The 22,608-nt window shown below is 39.0% G+C and carries 22 protein-coding genes and 1 pseudogene; 16 read left to right on the forward strand and 7 right to left on the reverse strand.

Going from position 1 to position 22,608, the window contains the following annotated elements; genetic code table 11:
- The 3 genes from ADM90_RS23055 to ADM90_RS23065 are packed head-to-tail and all read left to right on the forward strand — an operon-like array spanning position 1 to position 2,422.
- A complete protein-coding gene (locus tag ADM90_RS23055) occupies positions 1 to 936 on the forward strand; it encodes a branched-chain amino acid ABC transporter permease (protein WP_053997187.1) in 936 nt (311 codons plus the stop codon).
- On the forward strand, positions 936 to 1,715 hold the full coding sequence (locus ADM90_RS23060; RefSeq protein WP_053997188.1) for an ABC transporter ATP-binding protein: 780 nt from the start codon (positions 936 to 938) through the stop codon (positions 1,713 to 1,715). The genes ADM90_RS23055 and ADM90_RS23060 overlap by 1 nt, the downstream gene beginning before the upstream one ends.
- Positions 1,715 to 2,422: an ABC transporter ATP-binding protein gene (locus tag ADM90_RS23065; RefSeq protein WP_053997189.1), complete on the forward strand. Its 708-nt coding sequence runs from the start codon at positions 1,715 to 1,717 to the stop codon at positions 2,420 to 2,422. Before ADM90_RS23060 ends, ADM90_RS23065 begins: the two co-directional genes overlap by 1 nt.
- 55 nt (positions 2,423 to 2,477) lie before the next feature.
- Here the strand turns inward: ADM90_RS23065 and ADM90_RS23070 are convergent, their stop codons facing one another.
- Complete coding sequence (locus ADM90_RS23070) at positions 2,478 to 3,197, reverse strand: DUF6904 family protein (RefSeq protein WP_053997190.1); 720 nt, start codon at positions 3,195 to 3,197, stop codon at positions 2,478 to 2,480.
- Between the two features lie 26 nt (positions 3,198 to 3,223).
- Positions 3,224 to 3,925, reverse strand: a complete 702-nt coding sequence (rluF, locus tag ADM90_RS23075) for a 23S rRNA pseudouridine(2604) synthase RluF (protein WP_053997191.1) — start codon at positions 3,923 to 3,925, stop codon at positions 3,224 to 3,226.
- A 241-nt stretch (positions 3,926 to 4,166) separates the two neighbouring features.
- On the opposite strand from rluF, the gene adh reads away from it, so the two are divergent.
- The 5 genes from adh to ADM90_RS23100 all read left to right on the forward strand — a co-directional run bounded on the left by adh (position 4,167) and on the right by ADM90_RS23100 (position 9,396).
- The gene (adh, locus tag ADM90_RS23080) at positions 4,167 to 5,687 is read left to right on the forward strand and encodes an aldehyde dehydrogenase (RefSeq protein WP_053997192.1); all 1,521 of its coding nucleotides are present in this window, start codon (positions 4,167 to 4,169) and stop codon (positions 5,685 to 5,687) included.
- 21 nt (positions 5,688 to 5,708) lie between these two features.
- A complete protein-coding gene (locus tag ADM90_RS23085; protein ID WP_053997193.1) occupies positions 5,709 to 6,068 on the forward strand; it encodes a DUF779 domain-containing protein in 360 nt (119 codons plus the stop codon).
- Between the two features lie 337 nt (positions 6,069 to 6,405).
- Positions 6,406 to 7,377 (forward strand): DUF4003 family protein, encoded by a 972-nt coding sequence (locus ADM90_RS23090; RefSeq protein WP_235473806.1) that lies wholly within the window; start codon positions 6,406 to 6,408, stop codon positions 7,375 to 7,377.
- Between the two features lie 43 nt (positions 7,378 to 7,420).
- Positions 7,421 to 8,848, forward strand: coding sequence for an aldehyde dehydrogenase family protein (locus tag ADM90_RS23095; RefSeq protein ID WP_053997195.1), 1,428 nt, complete (start codon positions 7,421 to 7,423; stop codon positions 8,846 to 8,848).
- A gap of 68 nt (positions 8,849 to 8,916) precedes the next feature.
- Entirely contained in the window at positions 8,917 to 9,396 is a 480-nt protein-coding gene (locus tag ADM90_RS23100; protein WP_053997196.1) for an acyl-CoA thioesterase, read from the forward strand.
- A 45-nt stretch (positions 9,397 to 9,441) separates the two neighbouring features.
- Here ADM90_RS23100 and ADM90_RS25660 read toward each other — a convergent pair whose 3' ends face one another.
- The 3 genes and pseudogenes from ADM90_RS25660 to ADM90_RS23110 all read right to left on the reverse strand — a co-directional run bounded on the left by ADM90_RS25660 (position 9,442) and on the right by ADM90_RS23110 (position 12,198).
- On the reverse strand, positions 9,442 to 10,086 hold the full coding sequence (locus tag ADM90_RS25660) for a methyl-accepting chemotaxis protein (protein WP_235473825.1): 645 nt from the start codon (positions 10,084 to 10,086) through the stop codon (positions 9,442 to 9,444).
- A 120-nt stretch (positions 10,087 to 10,206) separates the two neighbouring features.
- Positions 10,207 to 10,752, reverse strand: a pseudogene (locus tag ADM90_RS25665) (protoglobin family protein); the annotation flags it as partial.
- 249 nt (positions 10,753 to 11,001) lie between these two features.
- The gene (locus ADM90_RS23110) at positions 11,002 to 12,198 is read right to left on the reverse strand and encodes an IS256 family transposase (RefSeq protein WP_053993757.1); all 1,197 of its coding nucleotides are present in this window, start codon (positions 12,196 to 12,198) and stop codon (positions 11,002 to 11,004) included.
- Positions 12,199 to 12,474: 276 nt separating this feature from the next.
- On the opposite strand from ADM90_RS23110, the gene ADM90_RS23115 reads away from it, so the two are divergent.
- Entirely contained in the window at positions 12,475 to 12,684 is a 210-nt protein-coding gene (locus tag ADM90_RS23115) for a hypothetical protein (protein ID WP_053997198.1), read from the forward strand.
- Between the two features lie 45 nt (positions 12,685 to 12,729).
- On the opposite strand, the gene corA is transcribed toward ADM90_RS23115, so the two are convergent.
- Both corA and ADM90_RS23125 read right to left on the reverse strand, forming a co-directional pair.
- Positions 12,730 to 13,692 (reverse strand): magnesium/cobalt transporter CorA, encoded by a 963-nt coding sequence (gene corA / locus ADM90_RS23120; protein ID WP_053997199.1) that lies wholly within the window; start codon positions 13,690 to 13,692, stop codon positions 12,730 to 12,732.
- Between the two features lie 121 nt (positions 13,693 to 13,813).
- Positions 13,814 to 14,497 (reverse strand): class I SAM-dependent methyltransferase, encoded by a 684-nt coding sequence (locus ADM90_RS23125; RefSeq protein WP_053997200.1) that lies wholly within the window; start codon positions 14,495 to 14,497, stop codon positions 13,814 to 13,816.
- A gap of 126 nt (positions 14,498 to 14,623) precedes the next feature.
- Between ADM90_RS23125 and ADM90_RS23130 the strand changes: the two genes are divergently transcribed.
- From ADM90_RS23130 to ADM90_RS23160, 7 genes are all read left to right on the forward strand, one after another.
- Positions 14,624 to 14,929, forward strand: coding sequence for a DUF4870 domain-containing protein (locus ADM90_RS23130; RefSeq protein ID WP_053997201.1), 306 nt, complete (start codon positions 14,624 to 14,626; stop codon positions 14,927 to 14,929).
- 268 nt (positions 14,930 to 15,197) lie between these two features.
- Positions 15,198 to 15,668, forward strand: a complete 471-nt coding sequence (locus ADM90_RS23135; RefSeq protein ID WP_053997202.1) for a CtsR family transcriptional regulator — start codon at positions 15,198 to 15,200, stop codon at positions 15,666 to 15,668.
- Between the two features lie 13 nt (positions 15,669 to 15,681).
- Entirely contained in the window at positions 15,682 to 16,224 is a 543-nt protein-coding gene (locus ADM90_RS23140) for a UvrB/UvrC motif-containing protein (protein ID WP_053997203.1), read from the forward strand.
- The gene (locus ADM90_RS23145) at positions 16,221 to 17,333 is read left to right on the forward strand and encodes a protein arginine kinase (RefSeq protein ID WP_053997204.1); all 1,113 of its coding nucleotides are present in this window, start codon (positions 16,221 to 16,223) and stop codon (positions 17,331 to 17,333) included. Before ADM90_RS23140 ends, ADM90_RS23145 begins: the two co-directional genes overlap by 4 nt.
- The gene (locus ADM90_RS23150) at positions 17,323 to 19,767 is read left to right on the forward strand and encodes an ATP-dependent Clp protease ATP-binding subunit (RefSeq protein WP_053997205.1); all 2,445 of its coding nucleotides are present in this window, start codon (positions 17,323 to 17,325) and stop codon (positions 19,765 to 19,767) included. Before ADM90_RS23145 ends, ADM90_RS23150 begins: the two co-directional genes overlap by 11 nt.
- 89 nt (positions 19,768 to 19,856) lie before the next feature.
- Positions 19,857 to 21,233: a DNA repair protein RadA gene (radA, locus tag ADM90_RS23155; protein ID WP_053997206.1), complete on the forward strand. Its 1,377-nt coding sequence runs from the start codon at positions 19,857 to 19,859 to the stop codon at positions 21,231 to 21,233.
- 283 nt (positions 21,234 to 21,516) lie between these two features.
- The gene (locus tag ADM90_RS23160) at positions 21,517 to 22,602 is read left to right on the forward strand and encodes a PIN/TRAM domain-containing protein (RefSeq protein ID WP_053997207.1); all 1,086 of its coding nucleotides are present in this window, start codon (positions 21,517 to 21,519) and stop codon (positions 22,600 to 22,602) included.
- Positions 22,603 to 22,608: the final 6 nt, after the last annotated feature.

The raw sequence follows: 22,608 nt of genomic DNA on the forward strand, positions 1-22,608 counted from the left end.
ATGAAAAAGTCTAAAGTTTTCTGGGGCTATGCCGTATTAGCGCTAGTCATCTATGCAGTTGTCCAAGTGTTAATTTCAACAGGTGCAATCGATATCTATTATAAAAATATGCTGATTACGATGTGTATTAATATTATGCTGGCTGTCAGCTTGCATATTGTTATCGGGGTTACAGGACAATTCTCGATTGGGCATGCTGGTTTCTTAGCAGTGGGTGCCTATATATCCGCTATTATTACAACAAAGCTAATGCTACCATTCCCATTGGCAATCCTTTTAGGTGCACTTGCAGCAGCCGGGGCTGGCTTAATTGTGGGGATTCCTACTTTACGTTTAAAAGGGGACTATTTAGCGATTGCAACACTAGGATTCGCAGAGATTATTCGTATTATCTTTTTAAATACGGATTATGTGGGTGGCGCAGCAGGGATGCAGGTAAAGTATTTGTCTAACTGGACATATGCATTTGTTGGTGTTGTGTTAACGATTTTAGTCATCTCTAACTTTACAAATTCTCGTCATGGTCGTGCATGTATTTCGATTCGTGAGGATGAAATTGCAGCAGATGCGATGGGTATTAATACAACTTACTATAAGGTAGTTGCATTCGTTATCGGCTCCTTCTTTGCTGGGCTGGCTGGTGCTATTTTTGCTCACAACTTTTACATCATTCAACCAACGACATTTGGCTTCTTAAAGTCGTTTGATATTTTAATTTATGTGGTACTTGGTGGTTTAGGAAGTCTTTCAGGGTCAGTAATTGCAGCTATTTTCTTAACAGTGGTATCAACATACCTAGCAAACTTCCCTGAAACACGTATGATTATTTACAGTTTAGTATTAATTATCGTGATGCTTTATCGTCCAACAGGCTTAATGGGCACAAAGGAAATTACGGATTTATTTAAGTTTGGTAAAAAAGGAGGTACAAAATAATGACTGGGAACCTTCTTATCAAAGTTGAAAATATGGGTATTCAATTTGGCGGCTTAAAGGCGGTACAGGCTGTGAATATGTACCTCAATCAAGGAGAACTAGTGGGGCTTATTGGGCCAAATGGTGCTGGAAAGACAACAAGCTTCAATATGTTAACGGGCGTTTATACGCCAACAGAAGGGACAATTACATTTGATGGTTTGAAATTAAATGGGCTTGCACCTTATCAGGTAACACAAAAAGGGATTAGCCGTACATTCCAAAATATTCGTCTCTTTAAAGAGCTATCTGTTTTAGATAATGTAAAGGTAGCCAACCATTCACTTGCAAAGCATTCCATGTGGTCTTCTATTTTCCGTTTGCCAGCACATTTTAAGGGTGAGGCAGAAATGGAGCATCAATCAATTGAGTTTTTAAAAATCTTTGGCTTAGATGTTTATAAGGATGAGCTAGCAAAAAACTTACCGTACGGGATGCAGCGTCGTTTAGAGATTGCTCGTGCGTTAGCGGCAAATCCCAAACTACTCTTATTGGATGAACCAGCAGCAGGGATGAATCCACAAGAAACACATGATTTAATGGAGTTAATTGCCTTTATTCGTAAAGAGTTTGGCTTAACCATTTTACTGATTGAGCATGATATGAGTTTAGTTATGGGCATTTGTGAACGCATCTATGTACTCGATCATGGACAATTAATTGCTGACGGAACACCAGAGGAAATTCGCAACAATCCAAAGGTAATTGAAGCATACCTTGGTGAGGAGGTTATCGGCTAATGCTAAAAGTACAAAATATAGATGTTTATTATGGCAATATTCAAGCATTAAAGGGCCTCTCTTTAGAAGTAAACGAGGGTGAAATTGTCACATTAATCGGTGCAAATGGTGCTGGCAAAAGTACATTGTTAAAGACATTGTCAGGCTTGCTGAAGCCAAAGGGTGGTATTATTGAGTACGAAGGCTTCTCGATTGCAGGAAAGGCTGCTCAAACTATTGTAAAGTCAGGCATTTCTCATGTTCCAGAAGGTCGTCGTGTTTTTGCCAATATGACCGTAGAGGAAAACTTAGAGCTTGGTGCTTATTTGCGTAATGATAAAGCAGGAATTAAAAAAGATATGGATCATGTTTTTGAGTTATTTCCACGATTATTGGAGCGTCGTAAGCAGCAATCGGGTACACTGTCAGGCGGTGAGCAGCAGATGCTTGCAATGGGGCGTGCATTAATGGCAAAGCCAAAGCTGTTATTAATGGATGAGCCTTCAATGGGTCTTGCACCGCTCATGGTTAAAAATATTTTTAATATTATTGAGCAGGTCAATAAAGAGGGTACAACTGTTTTACTTGTTGAGCAAAATGCTAATATGGCGTTATCTGTTGCTAATCGTGCATATGTACTGGAAACAGGAAAAATAGTTTTATCAGGTACAGCACAAGAGCTTCAAGAAAGCGAACAAGTAAAAGCAGCTTATTTAGGTGGTTTATAATTGAAGGAAGGGGTGTGAGGAAGATTTCGTCTTTCCCAGCACCCCTTTCGCTTATTTACCATAAAATTTCTTCTGGATATTTGAGCTGAATTTGAATATTGTGTAGTGGCTGTTTTGTTGTAATAGCAGCGTCCATTAGCTGAGCCTTTAATGCTGCATAGTCATGATCCTCAATCATGAATCGCACTGCAAATGCAGCTAAATGGGCTTTACGCTCCTCTTTGTCTAATTGGAGATATTCTAAATTGAGTACATCAACATATTGTGTTGCATAACGGAAGGTTAATGGATTTTTCGCATGCAGCATTTTTAAAAATACCTCATAATCTTCCTCGTTCATCTCTTGCTCTAGGCAATCAGCAATAGCTGCTTGAAACTTACGAATAATAGCAATGTCATAATCCCACATGGACGAATCATTTAACTGCTGGTGTAGATCAATAAAATCATTTAAGGCAATTGCGCTAAAAATGATTTCAGGCCACAGTATTTCAGTTGCAAAATAGACATTTTTATTTGGGAAGATTAACTCATGCTGTGTAAGAACATTTTTATTAAGCCCATTATTGACAAAATCTAACTGGTGTTCGCCAAGCGCAGCGTGCCTTAGTTTATAGCAAACACTTAAAATACGCAGCCGAGGACCTTGATAATCATAGTATTTATTTTCATCCCCAGTTATTTTGTAAATGGCATTAATCAGTTCATCTAAATCCCAAAAATCTCCACTAATTCGTACCCCTGTTAATTGTTCCGTGCTTCGAATAACAATCATTGTCCTCGCACCTCCCCTTTAATCGCTTATTTTGGTGTGTAGTTGAGTAGTTTAAATAATTCTGTTCGTTCTTTGTCGGTTAAGTCGCGCCATTGCCCAATCTTTAAATTTCCAAGCTCAATATTCATAATGCGAATTCGCTGTAGACGCTTAACAGAATAACCTAACGCTGTACACATTCGTCGTATTTGGCGATTTAAGCCTTGCTCCAAAATAATTTTAAAGACTTTGTCCGATATTTTTTCAACATGACAGGGCAATGTTGTTGTATCTAAAATATCTACACCTGCACCCATTTTTTTAATAAATGCCTCTGTAATTGGCTTATCAACCTGAACGATATATTCCTTTTCATGGTGGTTTTCAGCACGTAAAATTTTATTGACGATATCACCATCATTGGTTAATAACAATAACCCCTCTGATTCTTTATCGAGTCTTCCAATATGAAAAATACGTAAAGGATGATTAACAAAGTCAACCACATTCCCTTTAATATGGCGTTCCGTTGTACTTGTGATGCCGACAGGTTTATTAAGGGCAATATAGACGAGTTGTTGTTCCTTCTTTACCTCTTTTCCATCAACGCAAACAGTATCGTCAGCCTCAACTTGACTACCTACTGATGCAAGCTTTCCATTAATCGTTACTCTCCCTTCCGCTATCCAATTGTCAGCACCTCGGCGAGAGATAATGCCTGTTTCACTCAAATATTTATTAATACGCATATGGTTCTCCTATATTTTATATTAATTTAAGTATACCTTAACGTTGCGTCTAGCGTGAATGCTAGAAGCCTTTCTTATTAAAAATAAATTAGATGGGAAATTTTTCGAAAAAGTTGAAATTATTTTTTGTTTCTGACAATATATTAAATGAGAGGGTTTCTATAAAAATATGGTTATTCCGATATAAAATAATGTTTTTTGTAGACAATTCTCATTAAATTGTGTAAAGGGGAGAAGTAAAATGGTTTATGCATTTCCAAACACTGAAGGATCGGTAGTTCAATTCAAAGAGAAATATGACAATTATATTGGTGGCGAATGGACACCCCCAGTGAAAGGTCAATACTTTGATAACGTCACTCCTGTTACTGGACAAGTTTTTACACAAATAGCGCGTTCCACAGCTGAGGATATTGAACTTGCACTTGATGCAGCTTATGCAGCTAAAGACGCATGGGGAACAACATCGCCGACAGAGCGTGCAAACATTTTACTTAAAATTGCAGACCGTATTGAGCAAAATTTAGAAAAGCTAGCTGTTGCCGAAACATGGGATAATGGTAAAGCAGTACGTGAAACATTAAATGCAGATATCCCTCTTGCAATTGACCATTTCCGTTATTTTGCTGGCGTTTTACGTGCCCAAGAAGGCTCAATCAGCCAAATTGATAACGATACAGTTGCCTACCATTTTCATGAGCCAATCGGGGTAGTCGGTCAAATTATCCCTTGGAACTTCCCGATACTAATGGCTGTATGGAAGCTTGCACCAGCACTTGCAGCTGGAAACTGTGTTGTTTTAAAACCAGCGGAACAAACACCAGCATCTATTATGGTGCTGTTTGAATTAATTGAAGACTTATTACCACCAGGTGTCGTAAATATTGTTAATGGATTTGGTTTAGAGGCAGGGAAGCCGCTTGCGTCCAATCCACGTATTGGTAAAATTGCCTTTACAGGTGAAACAACAACAGGTCGTTTAATTATGCAATATGCTTCTCAAAATCTAATTCCTGTTACATTAGAACTGGGTGGTAAATCGCCAAACATCTTCTTTGAGGATATTATGGATGAAGATGATTCCTTCTTAGATAAAGCAGTAGAAGGCTTTGTATTATTTGCGTTAAATCAAGGAGAGGTGTGTACATGTCCTTCTCGTGCATTAATTCAGGAATCAATTTATGATAAATTTATGGAGCGTGTGATACAGCGAGTGGAGGCCATTAAAATTGGTAACCCACTTGATCCAAATACAATGATGGGTGCACAGGCTTCAAGCGAGCAAATGGAGAAAATTCTTTCATATTTAGATATTGGTAAACAAGAGGGCGCTGAATGTCTAATTGGAGGAGAGAAGAATAATGTAGGAGAAGGCTTTGAAAATGGCTACTACATTAAACCAACTGTCTTCAAAGGGCATAATAAAATGCGTATTTTCCAAGAGGAAATTTTCGGACCAGTTGTGGCAGTTACTACATTTAAAACGAAAGAGGAAGCATTGGAAATTGCCAATGACACATTATACGGCTTAGGCTCAGGTATTTGGACAAGAGATATGAACACAGCTTATCGCTTTGGTCGTGGAATTGAGGCAGGACGTGTTTGGACAAATTGCTACCACGCTTATCCTGCACATGCTGCGTTTGGCGGTTATAAAATGTCTGGAGTTGGACGCGAAAACCATAAAATGATGTTAGCTCATTACCAACAAACGAAAAATTTACTGGTTAGCTATAGCGAAAACAAACTGGGCTTCTTCTAATTTACAGGGAGGTGCATGAGCGTGGTCGAACGTGTACTAGCTACGGCAGAGGCGCTAGCACTCATCGATTTATTAAAAGAAAAGCATGGTCCTATTATATTTCATCAATCTGGTGGCTGCTGTGATGGCTCATCCCCTATGTGTTATCCAGAGGGTGACTTATTATTAGGTGATCAGGATATATGCCTTGGAGAAATAGGCGGTGCTCCCTTCTACATGCATAAAAATCAATATGATTATTGGAAACATACCCAGATTATATTAGATGTTGTCGATGGTAGAGGTGGAATGTTTTCTTTAGAGGGTGTAGAAGGGAAACGCTTTTTAACAAGGTCAAGAGCATTTTCATCAGAGGAGCTACAAGAGCTAGGGTTAATTTAATAAGATATGGGACAGCGGCAGCAAGATATGCCGCTGTTTTTTATTGTATGTACACCTTTAATTTTTAGAGAAAAGGCTATGTAATGCGATGGTCTTCGACGAGTTGCGTAAAGATAAAAATAACTGAAAACGCTCATATAAAGTCACTGTAAATAATAGTTTTTTAGTAGTTTTTGCGATCAACGTCAACATCCCCTTTTTATGTTGTTGATATTCCTTATTAAACCAAATAAATGAGGTAACATATATTAAATTAAGTTTACTTTTTATGTGAATTGTTACAGGTAGGTGAATCTTTCTAGCAATATGTAACGTAAATGGAGAAAGGGAGTGGACAATGATGAATGATGTGATGATTGAAAATCAATTGACAAATATAGTTGAGGACGTATCAAAAGCTGCTGGCTGGACGGTTGATCGAAAGATTATTCTAGCGATTGCTAGTACATTTCTAGCTTCAGGAAAAACATTTGATCCAGTCAAGTATAAAGCAGTATTGCAGGAGATGAAAAAGCAGAGCTCATGGATGTCCCCTTTACGAACAACCGTTGGCTATAGCATCGCTGCAAATTTAATGGAGCAGGAGGATGCAGAAAAGGCAGTAAAGGAATTACTAACAAATGTGAGTATTTTGAAAGAAGCTAAATTTAAAAATGGCAATTTTAGCTTTATTGGTGCACAGTTTTTAACGGAGAACAAACATGAAAAAAAGGCACATGCTCAAAAGGCTAGAGCTTTATTTGATGCAATTCGTAAGCACCACCCATTTTTAACATCCTATGAGGATATTCCTTATGCAGTTTTATTAAGCAATCCATCTGATGATGTTGAGTTACGTGCAGATACAATGAATCGCTACTATAAAGAATTACGAACATATAATTTTACTGTGGGGAATGATCTTCAATGGCTTTCACAGGTATTAACGCTGTTATCTCCACAATATAATTATCAACTTGTAGCAAATACTGTAGCGATCCGTGACACACTCAAAAAACAACATATAAAAGTAAAGACTATGCATTATCCGCTACTTGGGTTTTTAGCAATACTTGAGCTTAATCAAACACAGTTGCAAGATATTATTGATTTGTATCATGAAGTAAAGAGTTTAAAATTGTTAAAATGGCATCGTGAGTTTGTCCTCTTTATGGCTGTACAAATTGCTATTTACGATATGGCAAATGTCCAAAAATCTTTGTCGATGACGATAATGGCTTCTATTGAGTTATTAATTCAAGCACAGCAAGCAGCAATGATCGCAGCGGTTAGTGCAGCCACCATAGCATCTAATTCCAGTTCTTCATGATAAAATAAAGGAGAACTTGATTATTTGGAGGTGCATGTGAAGGATGAAGAAAACAAAACTATGGATAAATGGTCAATGGCAAGAGGCGGAGAATAGTTATGAGTTAATATCTCCGTATAGTGGAGAGGTCGTTGCACATGTAGCTAAGGCATCCATCCAAGATGTTGAGAGAGCGATCGAGGGTGCACAGCAAGCATTTCAATCATTTAAAAAGACAACAGCCTATGAGCGTGCCGAAATATTATATAACGTAGTCCAGATTATGCGACAACGAAAAGAAGAATTTGCAGAGATTTTAGCATTAGAGGCAGGGAAACCTCTAGCGGCAGGACTAGCTGAAATTGAACGTACCATTGCCACGTATCAATTTGCGGCAGAGGGCGCTAAGCAAGCAAAGGGTGAGACTGTACCAATGGATGCTGCGCCCGGAGCAGGAGATCGTATAGGCTGGACAAAGCGAGAACCCCTAGGTGTTATCTCAGCCATTACACCGTTTAATTTTCCATTTAATTTAGTAGCGCATAAATTAGGTCCAGCATTTGCGGTTGGCAATACGGTTGTGTTAAAGCCAGCGACACAAACGCCATTAAGTGCCCTTATAATGGCAGAGATTTTTAAAGAGGCAGGCTTACCAGATGGGGCATTACAAATAGTAACAGGCAGTGGCGGCGAACTGAGTGATACACTTATTACACATCCATATGTTAAAAAGGTAACATTTACAGGTAGCGGTAATGTTGGCTTAGGTATAAAAGAAAAGGTTGGCTTACGGAAAGTAACGTTGGAGCTTGGTTCCAATGCAGCAGTAATTGTCGAACCATCGACACCTATCCACAAAATTATTAAGCGCTGTGTAGGCGGTGCGTTTAATTTTGCTGGACAAGTATGTATTTCTTTACAACGTATTTATGTACATGCCTCGATTATTAACGAATTTACAAAAGCGTTTGTTGAAGAAACTGAAAAGCTTATAGTAGGTGATCCATTTGATAAAAATACAGATGTGAGTGCCATGATTCATCCAAATGAAGTTGAACGAATAAGAGAATGGATTGAGGAAGCTCAGACGCAAGGCGCTGTTATGGCAACAGGAGGTGTTTTTACAGAGCGTACTTTAACCCCAACTGTTATGACGAATGTAACAGCGGATATGAAAATTGTCTGTCAGGAAGCATTCGCACCAATCGTCTCAATTGTTTCATATGAAACATTAAATGACGCCATTCGACTTGTAAATGAGTCGGAACTTGGTTTAAATGCAGGGATTTACACGAATATTTTACCAGATGCTCTATATGCAGCAGATGAGTTACAAGCTGGTGCTGTGATGATTAATGATATTCCAACCTTTAGGGTAGATAATATGCCATATGGTGGTGTAAAAATGAGCGGCTATGGACGTGAAGGTATTAAATGGGCGATTGAGGAAATGACGGATATGAAATTTATTATGATGAAAAAATCGTTCTAAATTTGCATCTACACTTTTTCTGCGCTACGATGACGAAAGAACATACATGAAGGGGAGTTGCAAGAATCATGACAAACAACACGGTGCCAATGAGCCAATCACGTACGGTTCAATCCCGTCTCGTATTACCTCCAGATACCAATAATCACAATTCCATTTTCGGTGGAAGAGTGTTAGCTTATATTGATGAAATTGCTGCTATTACAGCAATGAAACATGCTAAAGGACAAGTAGTAACAGCTTCGATTGATTCAGTTGATTTTTTATCGGCAGCACATGTAGGGGATATTCTTGAAATAGAAAGTATTGTTTCTTCTACTGGACGTTCTTCGATGGAGGTTTATGTGCGCGTTATTTCTCGCAATATAGAGACTGGAGAAGAAAAATTAACAACAGAATCATTTGTGACGATGGTGGCAGTAGATGATAAAGGGAAACCAACACAAGTACCTGCTATTTATCCTGAAACAGATGAGGAAAAACGTTTATTTGAAACAGGACCAGTAAGACGAGAGTATCGTAAACAAAAGCGTGCCTTGCCACATTAAAGAAAAAGGGAACTTAACTGCTTACAGCGAAGTTCCCTTTTTGTGCTAGATATTTAGTTCATTCACAACATTAATAAGCGAGTCAGATGAGGAAGAAACAAGTGTTGCTCCCTGTGATAGCTCTGTAATTAAATTAGAAATGGCTGAAATATCTCTGGATGTATGAATATATTGCTGCTGAATACCAGCGACAGCATCAGCAATATCATTAAATGATTTCGATAAATTTTCCTGTGTAGTCACACTATGCTGAATCTTTTCATCAACATTTACCACAGAATTCGACATTGTTGTAATATTGCTTTCGGTTTCTTTAATAAGATGGGAAACATTTTGTACGGCATTTTTTGTTTCCTCTGCAAGCTTACGAACTTCCTCTGCAACCACTGCAAAGCCTTTGCCATGCTCTCCTGCACGAGCTGCCTCAATTGATGCATTTAAGGCTAATAGATTGGTTTGATCAGCAATCCCTGTAACAAGCCCTACAATCTCAGAGATTTTTTGAGAGGAAGTACGCAACTGATTCATGGTTACTTCAAGGCTGTTGACACTCTTTAAAATAACTTGTATTAAATCATTTTGTTCTTGAAGCTGTTGCTGTCCACGTCTCGACTTTTCCTGTGTATCCGCAACGAAACTCAATCCTTGCTTTGTAGCTACTGCAATATCATCTGTTTGAGAGGAAATCACTAGTAAGGAAGCTGCTGTTTCTTCACTAATAGCATTAAGTTCCTCAGCCGTTTTGTGAATCGTTGTAACAAGAGCATTTTTTGTCTCACTCGTAGCTGTACGAATGCGCTCTTCCTCTTTTTCATAGGCCTCGATTACTAACTGTTGCTCAAAATTGATAATTTTACTAAAGGCATTAATCGCATAGATTGCATCTTGTTTCGAAATATCGAGATCATTCACGAAGTTAGTAAAAGTAGTAGTGAGTGATTGGAAGGATGCAATATACCATTTCGATTGCAAACCGATTCGAACGTGGGCTTCAGCAATGGCTTTTCTTTCATGAATGTAAGCGCTATTAATATAACTTTCAAAAATATCACTTAAATGTTTGTGCAATGTAACTTTTAAACGGTCAATGTGCGATGTCCGATTAATAATATCGAGTAAGTCTTGACTTAGACTAATGGCTACATAAAACTGCTCCACCATTGTTGGAATTAAATCCTTGGCAAATGGCTGTAATTGCTTAATAATCGCTAGATCTCTTATTGTTAAATTTAACAGCGCTAATTGTTTTTGAAGGCTTGGATGGCTTGAAACATCTAATTGTACATGATCCTCGAAATTTTCAGGCATTAAGACAATTGAGTAGTGAGGACTACTATTTTTTGTAAACCAACTCATGATTAATTACTCCATTCTTAATATCTATAATAAGTAAATATAAAAGAAACTTTTGTCGTTTATAAATATATGGTATTAAATCCATTTTACTAGGTACTGTCAATATTTTTGTGTAAATGACGATTCACCCGTTCAAGGGAACTCATCACCTGTGTATTCAATTGTACTTGTTCGAAGTGTTGATTTGAGTGTGTAGGAAAGGGCTAGCCCTTTCCTACACACTCAAATTTCGCGCTGGCGCGTCCCGGTCTAGTTTGCCGGTTCGTGCAGCTGCTCAAACATTTCTTCTAGCTTTGCACGGGCCTGATTGAAGCCGATGTGGCAGCGTGTGGCGAAACGTTGATTATAGTCTTCGAACTGCGTCACTAAAAAGCGCTCCAACGATTCTTCGTTCGGGAACTGTTCCTTGCGCTTTGTATATTTTTTGATTTGCTTATTGAACGACTCGATTAAATTCGTCGAGTAGATGCTTCGCCAAATCGCCTTGGGAAAGCCGTAAAACGTCAGTAAATACGGGTTTTCGAGTAAGCCTTGTGCGACTTTTTTATACGATTTGCCCCATTTTTCGCAGAACGTCTCGAGCGCTTTTTTCGCTGCTTCAGCGTTCTTTGCCTGGTGAATCGTTTTAAAATCCTCGCACACTTCCTTGCGATCTTCTACTCGGACTTTATGCATGATATTGCGTGCCACATGGACAAGGCACACCTGATATTTTGCCTTTGGAAACACATTAAACACAGCGTCTGCCATGCCTTTTAAGCCGTCTGATACGAATAAAAGTACGTCTTCTACACCACGGTCTTTGAGCTCTTGTAGTAGCTCCTGCCAGTTGTAGGCCGATTCTGTTGGGGCAATCGTATAGCCAAGCACTTCTTTAGAGCCGTCTTCACGAATACCAACTGCAATATAGACGGCCTCTTTTGACACCGTATCACGACGCACGGCAATATACGTCGCGTCTAAATACACGCATACGTAACGATTGTGCAAAGGACGGTTATTAAAGGCTTCTACCGTTTCTGAAACAGCCTTTGTCATATTCGAAATCGTTTGCGGCGTATAGTGATGCCCATACATTTTCTCAATTAATTGCGCAATTTCCGCCATCGTAATGCCTTTTTTGAACAAGTGAATGACCGTTTCTTCCAGCGTATCGTTCGAGCGCTTATATGGTACCACTGTCTGTTGTTTAAACTCACCGTTGCGATCCCGCGGGATTTGAAGCGTTAAATCGCCGTACTCCGTGTGAAGTGTACGCGAATAAGACCCATTGCGAGAATTGCCTGAGTTGAACCCGATACGATCGTATTTTTCGTAATCCAAAAATTCCGTCAGCTCTGTCGCCAGTAGCGAGTTGATCGCCATTTCCAAGTGCGAACGAAAAACCTCGGTAATATCTTGTTTTTTGACTAGTGCATCGACAATTTCTGTTGTAAACTGATTCATAGGGAAGACCTCTTTTCTAGGATTGGTTGTGGTGACTTAATTCTACCAAGAAAGGGTCTTCCTTTTTCTATGGAATTTTCTATTTACACAAAATATTTTATACTCTCTTTTACTATTTTTTGTTGGATATTTGGTTAAAAATTTAGTTTATTTCTTTATTTTTTTACTCATCGCTAGAAGCGAAGTAAATTTGAATTTGATAGAAGAAACCTGTAAAATACGAACTGTTTAAGATCATAGAACTGTGCGTAAAAAAGGATGGGGAGGAGGTATTGTATGGAGAAAAAACGCTTTAAATTCGTTATTCCAGTGATGGTTATTGTGGCAATTGGCTCTGTTTACATGTTGCGTAACTATTATGCAGAGGTACCAGCCATTGAACAATTATTAATAACGATTTGCGCAACCTTAGGATCAGGCGTGTTGGCATACTTTTTATTCCCGCAGCAAGGCGAAAATAAAATTGATGACCGGGGCCCATATTAATAGCATTAGAAAGCTGCTCGTTTGATGAAAAACGAGCAGCTTTTTTTAGGGCTTAAATAATTTAAACCAGCCTTTCAGCTTAAAGATGATGAGCATTAAAATGGCAATAATAATCATAATAGCAAGTACAATAAAATAGCTATATCGTCCATGTAGCTCAGGCATATGATCAAAATTCATGCCATAAACGCCAGCAATAAATGTTAAGGGAATAAAGATTGTTGAAACGATGGTTAATGTCATCATAATACCATTCATGCGACTTGAACTTATGGCCATATAACTATCTCGCATATCTGCAGTAAGCTCTCGATTAGATTCTACCATTTCTGTTAGCTTAAGTAGATGGTCATATATATCTCCAAAGTAAGCTCTTTCGGATTTTTTTAATGAGAAGCGGTAAGAATTCAATATCCGATAGAGCAGATCTCGCATTGGTAAAATAGTACGTCTTAAGTCGAGCAAATCACTACGGAATTCAAAGACAATCTTCATAGCATTCACATTGCTTTGATAGGTAAGTTCGTCTTCAAGCACATTTAAGTGGTCTTCGATTTCATAGACAAGCGGGAAATAACTATCAACGATTTTATCGATGGTCTGATAGGTTAAGTAAATCGTACCGCGTTCCCAATTTTTCGATTGATTTTCCAGCATTTTTTGTAGCTTATCTATTTCAGGAGCAGGATTTTTATGGAATGTCACAATGTATTTATGAGAAGTAAAAATATTGACCTCCTCCGCCGCTAATGTTTCTTCGTTTAAGCGATGAATAACAAAAAAGTGAAAATCATCATAAAAATCAAGCTTGGGGCGCTGTAATCGCAGCAAGCAATCTTCAATCGCCAGTGGATGGAAATGGAAAAATGTATCGAGCAATGATTCTTCCTCAATGGTAGGGCAATTAAAATCAACCCAGTACCATTCAAATTCATGTTGTTCTATAACCTCCAAGGGGAAATCCTTTAAGAGTTGTTGTTGTTTTGTAATTCCAATGGTGCGTATCACAGCATTCACCTCAAGTTTTTTACTACAAAATCAGCCGTGGGGAGATTGTCAAGGCTTTTAGCCAGACATGCCCCGTTCAGCTAGAGTAGGTCCGCAGAAGCCAACACGACTGTATAAAATTTTAATGTTTCTCCTTAAAGCATACCCAACCACCAAACAAAGTAGTGGCAAAGAATCTCGAAGGTTTTGTAAAGCCTGCATGCTGAAGCAATGTTAAAATATCCTCTTCCGACATAAACGAAAGGGCACGGATAGATGTCTCCATATCTGCTACATCTTCAGCCGATAGCTTTGTATGCTGTAGCCAATGAGCGCGCCATAAGTCAAGTTGTAGCTCTGTTTCTAATGAGCCAGGTTGTCCGTATTTGGAGACAAGAACAAAGGGTGCGCCAGGTTTTAAATGATGTGCTATTTGCTGTAAGGTAGACAGCTTTTCTTTATAATCCTGAATAAAATGAAGAACCAGTACACAGCTAGCTGCATCATACTGTGTTGTTGGTAATGTTGTATTGAGTATGGTTCCTTGATGGAATGACAGAGTATTTGTTAGAGATTGTAAACGCTCCTTTGCTACACGGAGCATGGATTCAGATGGATCAATGCCTGTAAATGACCAGTGCGGTCGCTTTTCTGCAAGCTGTGAAATTTCATTGCCGCTTCCTGCTCCTACAATTAACAGCTCAGCTTTCTCAGGCAATGTGGAATAATAAAAAGTCTGTATTAAACGAAGCATTGCATCATAGCTTGGAAGTGTACGTCGAATGCCCTTTTCATATTCGTTTGCCAATGTGTTGTTAAATTCCATCTCACATCACTACCTTTCAAAAAAAATTTAAAAATCTCTTTTTACTATGAAACTATTAGGGGTATAGTTCCGTAAATAGTAGTACATAAAAACATAAACAGCCATAAAGAAAGGATTGATAGATATATGGAGAGTAAATGGTCTAAAGTCATCATACACGCAAGTGCGTTTTTTGCGCCATGGTTAGTGCCAATTATTTTTTTCTTAATTAGTTCAGATGAGGAAGTAAAAGCGATTTCGATTCAGGCATTGTTATTCCAAATTGTGATGGGTGTGTTAATAGCGATTGCTGGGGTGTTAAGCTTTGTTCTAATTGGGCTTCCATTTTTACTGATTTTCGCAATTATGGTATTTATCGTACCAATTATCGGTATCGTGAAAGCATTGTCTGATGAGCCTTGGCGTTATCCAATTGTTGGTCGTTGGGTATAATTTTCATAAGCGCAAGTATATGCTAGTTGCATATGCTTGCGTTTTTTTGATAACAAAACAGGGTACAGTATGTGTGCAAGTAATTGATAATGTACACATACTATTAGCGAAAATGACATATTGTTTTGCGCTTGAATAGCCACCTTTATGACTTTTTATTTTTCTTTAGGCGAATTAATTGCAATTATTTTCAAGCGTTTTGTATAATATACTCAAAGAAAGTCAAAGATAGTCAAAGTCAGTGAAGTAAGCGAGGTGTATTCCTAAAATGCGTAATATATCAGACATCATAGAGGGCTACTTAAAGCAGGTACTTGAATTAGGTGGAGAAGGGCATATTGAAATAAAACGTAGTGAAATCGCTGATAAATTTCAATGTGTACCGTCACAAATAAATTATGTCATTAATACAAGATTTACTGCTGAGCGGGGTTACCTTGTTGAGAGCAAACGTGGCGGTGGTGGATACATTCGAATTTTACGTGTCCGTGCGAATTCACAAATTGATTTAATTGACGATGTTCTTAAGCAAATTGAAGGTGGGGCATCGCAAACGATGGCAGAGGATTTAATCTATCGACTTATTGATGAGCAGGTAATTTCAAAACGAGAGGCGAAATTAATGTTAGCAGCAATTGATCGCTCAACAATCGATTTACAACTTCCTTTAAGAGATAGCATTCGAGCTAAAATCTTACGAGCGATGCTGACAACAATAAAATATGAACAACAAAAATAGTGAGGTGATGGAAATGATATGCGAACATTGTCAACAGCGAAATGCGACAGTTACTGTAACACAAGTTCAAAATGGGCAAAAGGTGGAGCACCATTATTGTGACGTCTGCGCCTCACAATTCCATCCATTTCATGCAGAGTTTAAGCAAGAGCCAGTATCCATTCAACAGCTGTTGTCCAACTGGTTTGGCTCGCCGACGTGGCAAAAGGTGGGGGAAAAGCAGCAGGCACAGCCGCCACAGCAAACATGCTCACAATGTGGATTTACTTATAAGCAATTTTTAAAAGAGGGGAAATTTGGCTGTCCAAACTGTTATGACACCTTTAGTGAGCATTTGCCGAAGCTCTTTAATCGCATACAAGCGGGACCGCAGCATATTGGAAAAATGCCTGGTGCTCACAGTAATGTATATGTCATTAAAAAGCAAATTGAGGATATTCGTAAACGTATGAAATTAGCGGTGGATGAAGAACAATTTGAGGAAGCAGCCAAGCTTCGGGATGAAGTAAGGGAGCTTGAGAAGCAGCTACAATTTAAAGGTGGTGATGTGTCATGATGATTGAATCGTTTTTAGAGCGTGCGACCCCGGCATGGATGTATGTTGAGGACGATTATTCAGATATTGTCATTAGTACACGTATTCGCCTTGCTCGAAATTTAGATGGCTATCGTTTCCCATTAGTTTTTTCTGAGAATGAGGCATTGCAGGTGGAGCAGGCAGTTACACATGCTGTAAGTGATAGCCCAACGCTTCAAAATGATTATGCTTATTTTGCTATAAAGGATTTAACGCCTTTGCAGCGTCAAATTCTTGTAGAAAAACATTTGATTAGTCCGCAACTGGCTAAAAAAGAGCAAGTGGGCTCTATCCTACTTTCTGAAGACGAATCCGTTAGCATTATGGTGAATGAAGAGGATCATTTACGTATCCAGTGTATGACCGCAAGTTTTCAATTACAACGTGCCTATGAACAGGCAAATAAAATTGATCGTATTTTAGAAAAAGCATTACCATATGCATTCCGAGATACCTTTGGCTATTTAACAAGCTGCCCAACAAATATTGGTACGGGTCTTCGAGCATCTGTCATGATGCATCTACCAGCACTTACACTCACTGGACAAATGAATCAAATTATTAATGCGATGACACGTCTAGGCATGACAGTACGAGGGATATATGGTGAAGGAAGCGAAAATTTAGGTAATATTTATCAAGTGTCTAACCAAATTACGCTTGGCAAGACAGAAGAGGATATTTTAACAGATATACAAAGTGTCGCTGAAAAAATTATCCAAAAAGAACGGCATGCAAGAGGTAAGTTGATGGAAAAAGCAGAGCTCGCCTTAGAGGATCGGGTTTATCGAGCTTTAGGCACCCTTACACATGCAAGGATTTTAACAAGTGAGGAGGCAGCAACCTGTCTATCCAATGTCCGTTTAGGGGTAGATTTACAGTTGATTACAGGTATACAAGCAACAACTTTAAATGAATGTGTTGTAAGTATGCAACCAGCATTTTTACAACATTATGCAGGTGAGGTATTGCCGCCTGCTGAACGCGACCGTGTACGAGCAAAAATGCTTCGAGAAGTATTATTAGCTCAAAAATATACGAATAAGCCTATGAATGGTGGAAAGGGAGAGGATTTATATGATGTTTAATCGTTTTACACAACGCGCGCAAAAAGTATTACAGCTTGCTCAGGAAGAGGCTATTCGTTGGAAGCACGAATCCATTGGTACAGAGCATATTTTATTAGGGCTTATACGTGAAGGTGGCGGGATTGCTGCAAAAGCGTTAGAAGCTATTGATATTAGTCCTCAAAGAATTGAAGCAGGTATTGAAGAATTAGTTGGCAAAGGTAAAGAGGACGTTGGACCAATTGTTCACTATACGCCACGTGCTAAAAAAGTGATTGAGCTTTCGGTTGATGAATCACGTAAATTAGGTCATTCTTATATTGGTACAGAGCATTTATTATTAGCGTTGATTCGTGAAGGGGAAGGTGTAGCAGCTCGTGTCTTAAATAATGCAGGTGTGGGCTTAAATAAAGCTCGTCAGCAAGTATTATTACTATTAGGCAATAACGATAATGCACAATCTGGACAACAGGCGACACAAGCTGCCAATACACCGACATTAGATAGCCTGGCACGTGATTTAACACAAATTGCACGTGAAGGCTCTTTAGACCCTGTTATTGGCCGAAGCAAGGAAATTACACGTGTTATCGAAGTATTATCGCGTCGTACAAAAAATAACCCTGTCTTAATTGGTGAACCAGGTGTTGGTAAAACAGCGATTGCTGAAGGGCTAGCACAGCAAATTATTAATAATGAAGTACCAGAAACATTAAGAGACAAACGTGTAATGACATTGGATATGGGCACAGTCGTTGCAGGTACAAAATATCGTGGTGAATTTGAAGATCGCTTGAAAAAAGTAATGGATGAAATTCGCCAAGCAGGCAATATTATTTTATTTATCGATGAATTGCATACATTAATCGGTGCAGGTGGTGCAGAAGGGGCAATTGATGCCTCCAATATTTTAAAACCATCGTTAGCACGTGGCGAATTGCAATGTATCGGTGCAACAACATTGGATGAATACCGTAAATATATTGAAAAGGATGCAGCTTTAGAGCGTCGTTTCCAGCCAATCCAGGTAGATGAGCCAACAGTAGAAGAGGCTATTCAAATTATTCAAGGCTTACGTGACCGTTATGAAGCACATCATCGTGTGAAAATTACGGATGAAGCAATTGAAGCCGCAGCTAAAATGAGTGATCGCTATATTTCAGACCGCTTCTTACCAGATAAAGCAATTGACTTAATCGATGAAGCTGGCTCAAAAGTACGCTTACGTTCATTTGCAGTGCCACCAAGCTTAAAGGCGCTTGAAGATAAGCTTGAAAATGTTCGCTCTGAAAAGAATGCTGCTGTATCAGGTCAAGAATTTGAAAAAGCAGCATCATTAAGAGATACAGAGCAAAAGCTGAAAGATGAAATTGAAGCAACACGCAAGAATTGGAAGGAAGAGCAAGGGAAAGCGGAATCACAAGTGACGGTGGATGATGTGGCAGCAGTTGTCTCAATGTGGACAGGAATTCCAGTATCGAAAATTGCCTCTGAAGAATCTGCAAAATTATTACATCTCGAAGAGGAGCTACACAAACGTGTTGTGGGGCAAGGAGAAGCGGTAGAAGCAATTTCTCGTGCGATTCGTCGTGCAAGAGCAGGCTTAAAAGATCCTAAACGTCCAATTGGCTCATTTATCTTCTTAGGGCCTACAGGTGTTGGTAAAACAGAGCTAGCCAGAGCGCTTGCTGAAGTAATGTTTGGCGATGAGGATGCAATGATTCGTGTTGATATGTCTGAATACATGGAGAAGCATTCGACTTCACGCTTAGTAGGCTCACCTCCAGGCTATGTAGGCTTCGATGATGGGGGTCAACTAACAGAGAAAGTTCGTCGCAAACCATATTCTGTCGTTTTATTAGATGAAATTGAAAAGGCCCACCCTGATGTATTCAATATTCTATTGCAAGTGCTTGAAGATGGTCGTTTAACAGATTCTAAGGGACGTGTAGTAGACTTCCGCAATACAGTAGTCATTATGACTTCGAATGTTGGTGCGGATGCCCTTAAATACCAAAAGAGCCTTGGTTTCAATGTGGGTGGTGCAGAGTCTAAGCATAAAGACATGAAGGGGACGATGCTAGAAGAATTGAAAAAAGCATTCCGTCCAGAATTCTTAAACCGTATCGATGAAATGATTGTCTTCCATTCATTAGAAAAAGAGCATTTAAAAGAAATCATTGCGATGATGGGCAATGCATTAACGAAACGCTTAAAAGAGCAAGATATTTCGTTAGAGCTAACAGATGCGGCACTTGAAAAAATCGCTGAGGAAGGCTATGACCCTCAATATGGTGCGCGTCCACTACGTCGTGCATTACAAAAGCAAGTAGAGGATCGCTTATCAGAGGAATTACTAAAAGGTAATGTAGAAAAAGGGAATCAAGTTGTGATTGATTATGTAGATAATGAATTTATTGTAAAGAAAAAAGAGGGAGTATCCATCTCTAAATAATTTTATGGAAAGACAGTGAGGCTTTAAGTGCCAAGCTGTCTTTTTTTCTGTACAATGAATATAAGAACAAATATTCGAGGTGAAGCAACTTGGCAAAGAAAAAAACGAAATTTATCTGTTCTGGCTGTGGCTATGAATCTGCAAAATGGATGGGAAGATGTCCAGGCTGTGGAGAATGGAATAAGATGGTGGAGGAAGTTGAGGTTGTGGCAAAAGGACCTCGTGGAGCATTCCAGCATTCCGCAACGGTGACCCAAAAGGCACTGCCCATTATTCAGGTCCAGGCTACGGAAGAGTCCCGTGTCGCAACGGAAATGAGTGAATTGAATCGCGTGCTTGGGGGAGGGATTGTGGCTGGCTCGTTAGTATTAATTGGTGGTGATCCTGGGATTGGTAAATCAACGCTTTTATTACAAGTTTCAGCATTGCTCTCGAATAAAGGGCATCGCGTGCTTTATATTTCTGGGGAGGAATCAATTCGTCAGACAAAATTACGAGCAGAACGTTTAGGGGTAGTTTCTCAAGAGCTATATATCTATTCTGAAACGAATCTTGAATTTTTACATCAAACGATTGATGAGGTGCAGCCGAAATTTGTAATCGTCGATTCTATACAGACGATCTTCCATCCAGAGGTAACGAGTGCACCAGGCAGTGTTTCACAGGTGCGAGAATGTACAGCTGAGCTAATGCGTATAGCTAAAACAAAGGGGATTGCCATCTTTTTAGTGGGACACGTTACAAAAGAAGGACAAATTGCTGGACCACGTATTTTAGAGCATATGGTGGATACCGTATTGTATTTTGAAGGAGAAAGACATCATAACCATCGTATTTTACGAAGCCAAAAAAATCGCTTTGGCTCTACCAATGAAATTGCGATATTTGAGATGCTTCAGGGAGGTTTAAAGGAAGTTCTAAATCCTTCTGAGCTATTTTTACAGGAACGCTCACAGGGAGCTGCGGGTTCTACGATCGTGGCGTCAATGGAGGGGACAAGACCCATTCTTGTTGAAATTCAATCTTTAGTAACGCCTACAAGCTTTAATTATCCTAAACGTATGGCAACGGGTGTTGATCAAAATCGGGTGCAGTTGCTGATGGCAGTGCTTGAAAAGCGGATGGGGCTTATGCTGCAAGCACAAGATGCATATATTAAAGTTGCTGGTGGTGTGAAATTGGACGAGCCTGCTATTGATTTAGCGGTGCTGACAAGCATTGTCTCGAGCTTTAAGGATCAAGCGGTACAAGCCACAGATTGCTTTATTGGAGAGGTCGGATTGACAGGAGAGGTACGTCGCGTATCGCGTATTGAGCAACGTGTTATTGAAGCCGCAAAGCTTGGATTTAAAAGAGCCTTTATTCCAGCATCTAATATCGGTGGATGGGATTTTCCGCAGGGTATTGAAATTGTAGGAGTAGAAACGATCAAGGATGCCTTAAAACTCTGCTTTAGAGAGCTATAAAGAAATCATGCATGTTGGAAAGTATTCTAACATGTATTTTCTTTCAATTTTGACCATCAAATCGGAAACTCAAGTAAAGCAATAGGCGTCCTAGAAAATACCGGATAATAGGAAGGAGGGAATCATATTCGAAACTAATCTGAAATAGAAGTTTAGCAAATTATCTAAAGAGGTTGTGATGACTGGCAAGACTGTTAAAAATAATGTTAATTTGCTGAGTTTATAAAGGATTTTCTACAGTAAACTATGTATAATCTTAAATAACAATAGGAGGTGACAGCTTGTGAAAAAATTTGTACAAATTGCCTTTTTACTGATTGGAGGAGCACTAGGCCTTGTTTTCTTACCGCCATTATACGAATTGCTTCATTTATCATCTAATCCTTGGCTAGATAATCCTTATGTATCAGTAGCATTAGGGGCACTTTTGTTGTTTACATTATCATTTGCATTTTCAGATTATTTTGTGAAGCTTATTAGCTGGATGGAAGAGGTACTATTTAAAATTCCAGTCGGAGATTTATTATTTGGTACATTAGGCTTAATCATTGGATTGATTGTAGCTTACTTTTTAGGTTTTGCTATAGGTAGTGTGCAAATTCTTGGTATTACAGAGATAGTGCCCATTATTCTATCATTTGTATTAGGGTATTTAGGCTTCCGTATAGGCTTTAGAAAAAGGGATGAATTGATACAGCTTTTTACATTACGTGGCTCTAATGCAAAGAAAAAGGCTGCTGAAGATGCTGAAGTGCTGGAAGTACAAGGTAGCTATAAACTGCTGGACACAAGTGTTATTATCGATGGTCGTATTGCGGATATTTCTGAAACAGGCTTTATTGAAGGGGTTTTAGTGGTCCCTCAGTTTGTACTCACAGAGCTTCAGCATATTGCGGATTCTTCTGATACATTAAAGCGTACAAGGGGACGTCGAGGCTTAGATATTTTAAGAAAATTACAAGATGAACGTCAGACACAGGTTGAGATTACAGATGAAGACTTTGAGGATGTGCAAGAGGTAGATTTAAAATTGGTGAAGCTTGCGAAAAAAATGGGCAATGATACACAGATTGTCACAAATGATTTTAATCTTAATAAAGTGTGTGAGTTACATCATGTAAAGGTATTAAATATTAATGATTTAGCAAATGCTGTAAAGCCTGTGGTTATCCCTGGTGAGGATATGCAGGTTGTCGTGATTAAAGATGGAAAAGAGCATAATCAAGGTGTTGCCTATTTAGACGATGGAACGATGATTGTTGTAGAGGGTGGCCGTAGCTATATTGGACAAGCGATTACAGTAACAGTTACAAGTGTACTGCAAACATCGGCTGGTCGGATGATATTTGCGAAGCCAAAGGACGATTAGGATGTG

This window comes from Lysinibacillus macroides (genome assembly GCF_001281525.1).
Lineage (GTDB): Bacteria > Bacillota > Bacilli > Bacillales_A > Planococcaceae > Lysinibacillus > Lysinibacillus macroides.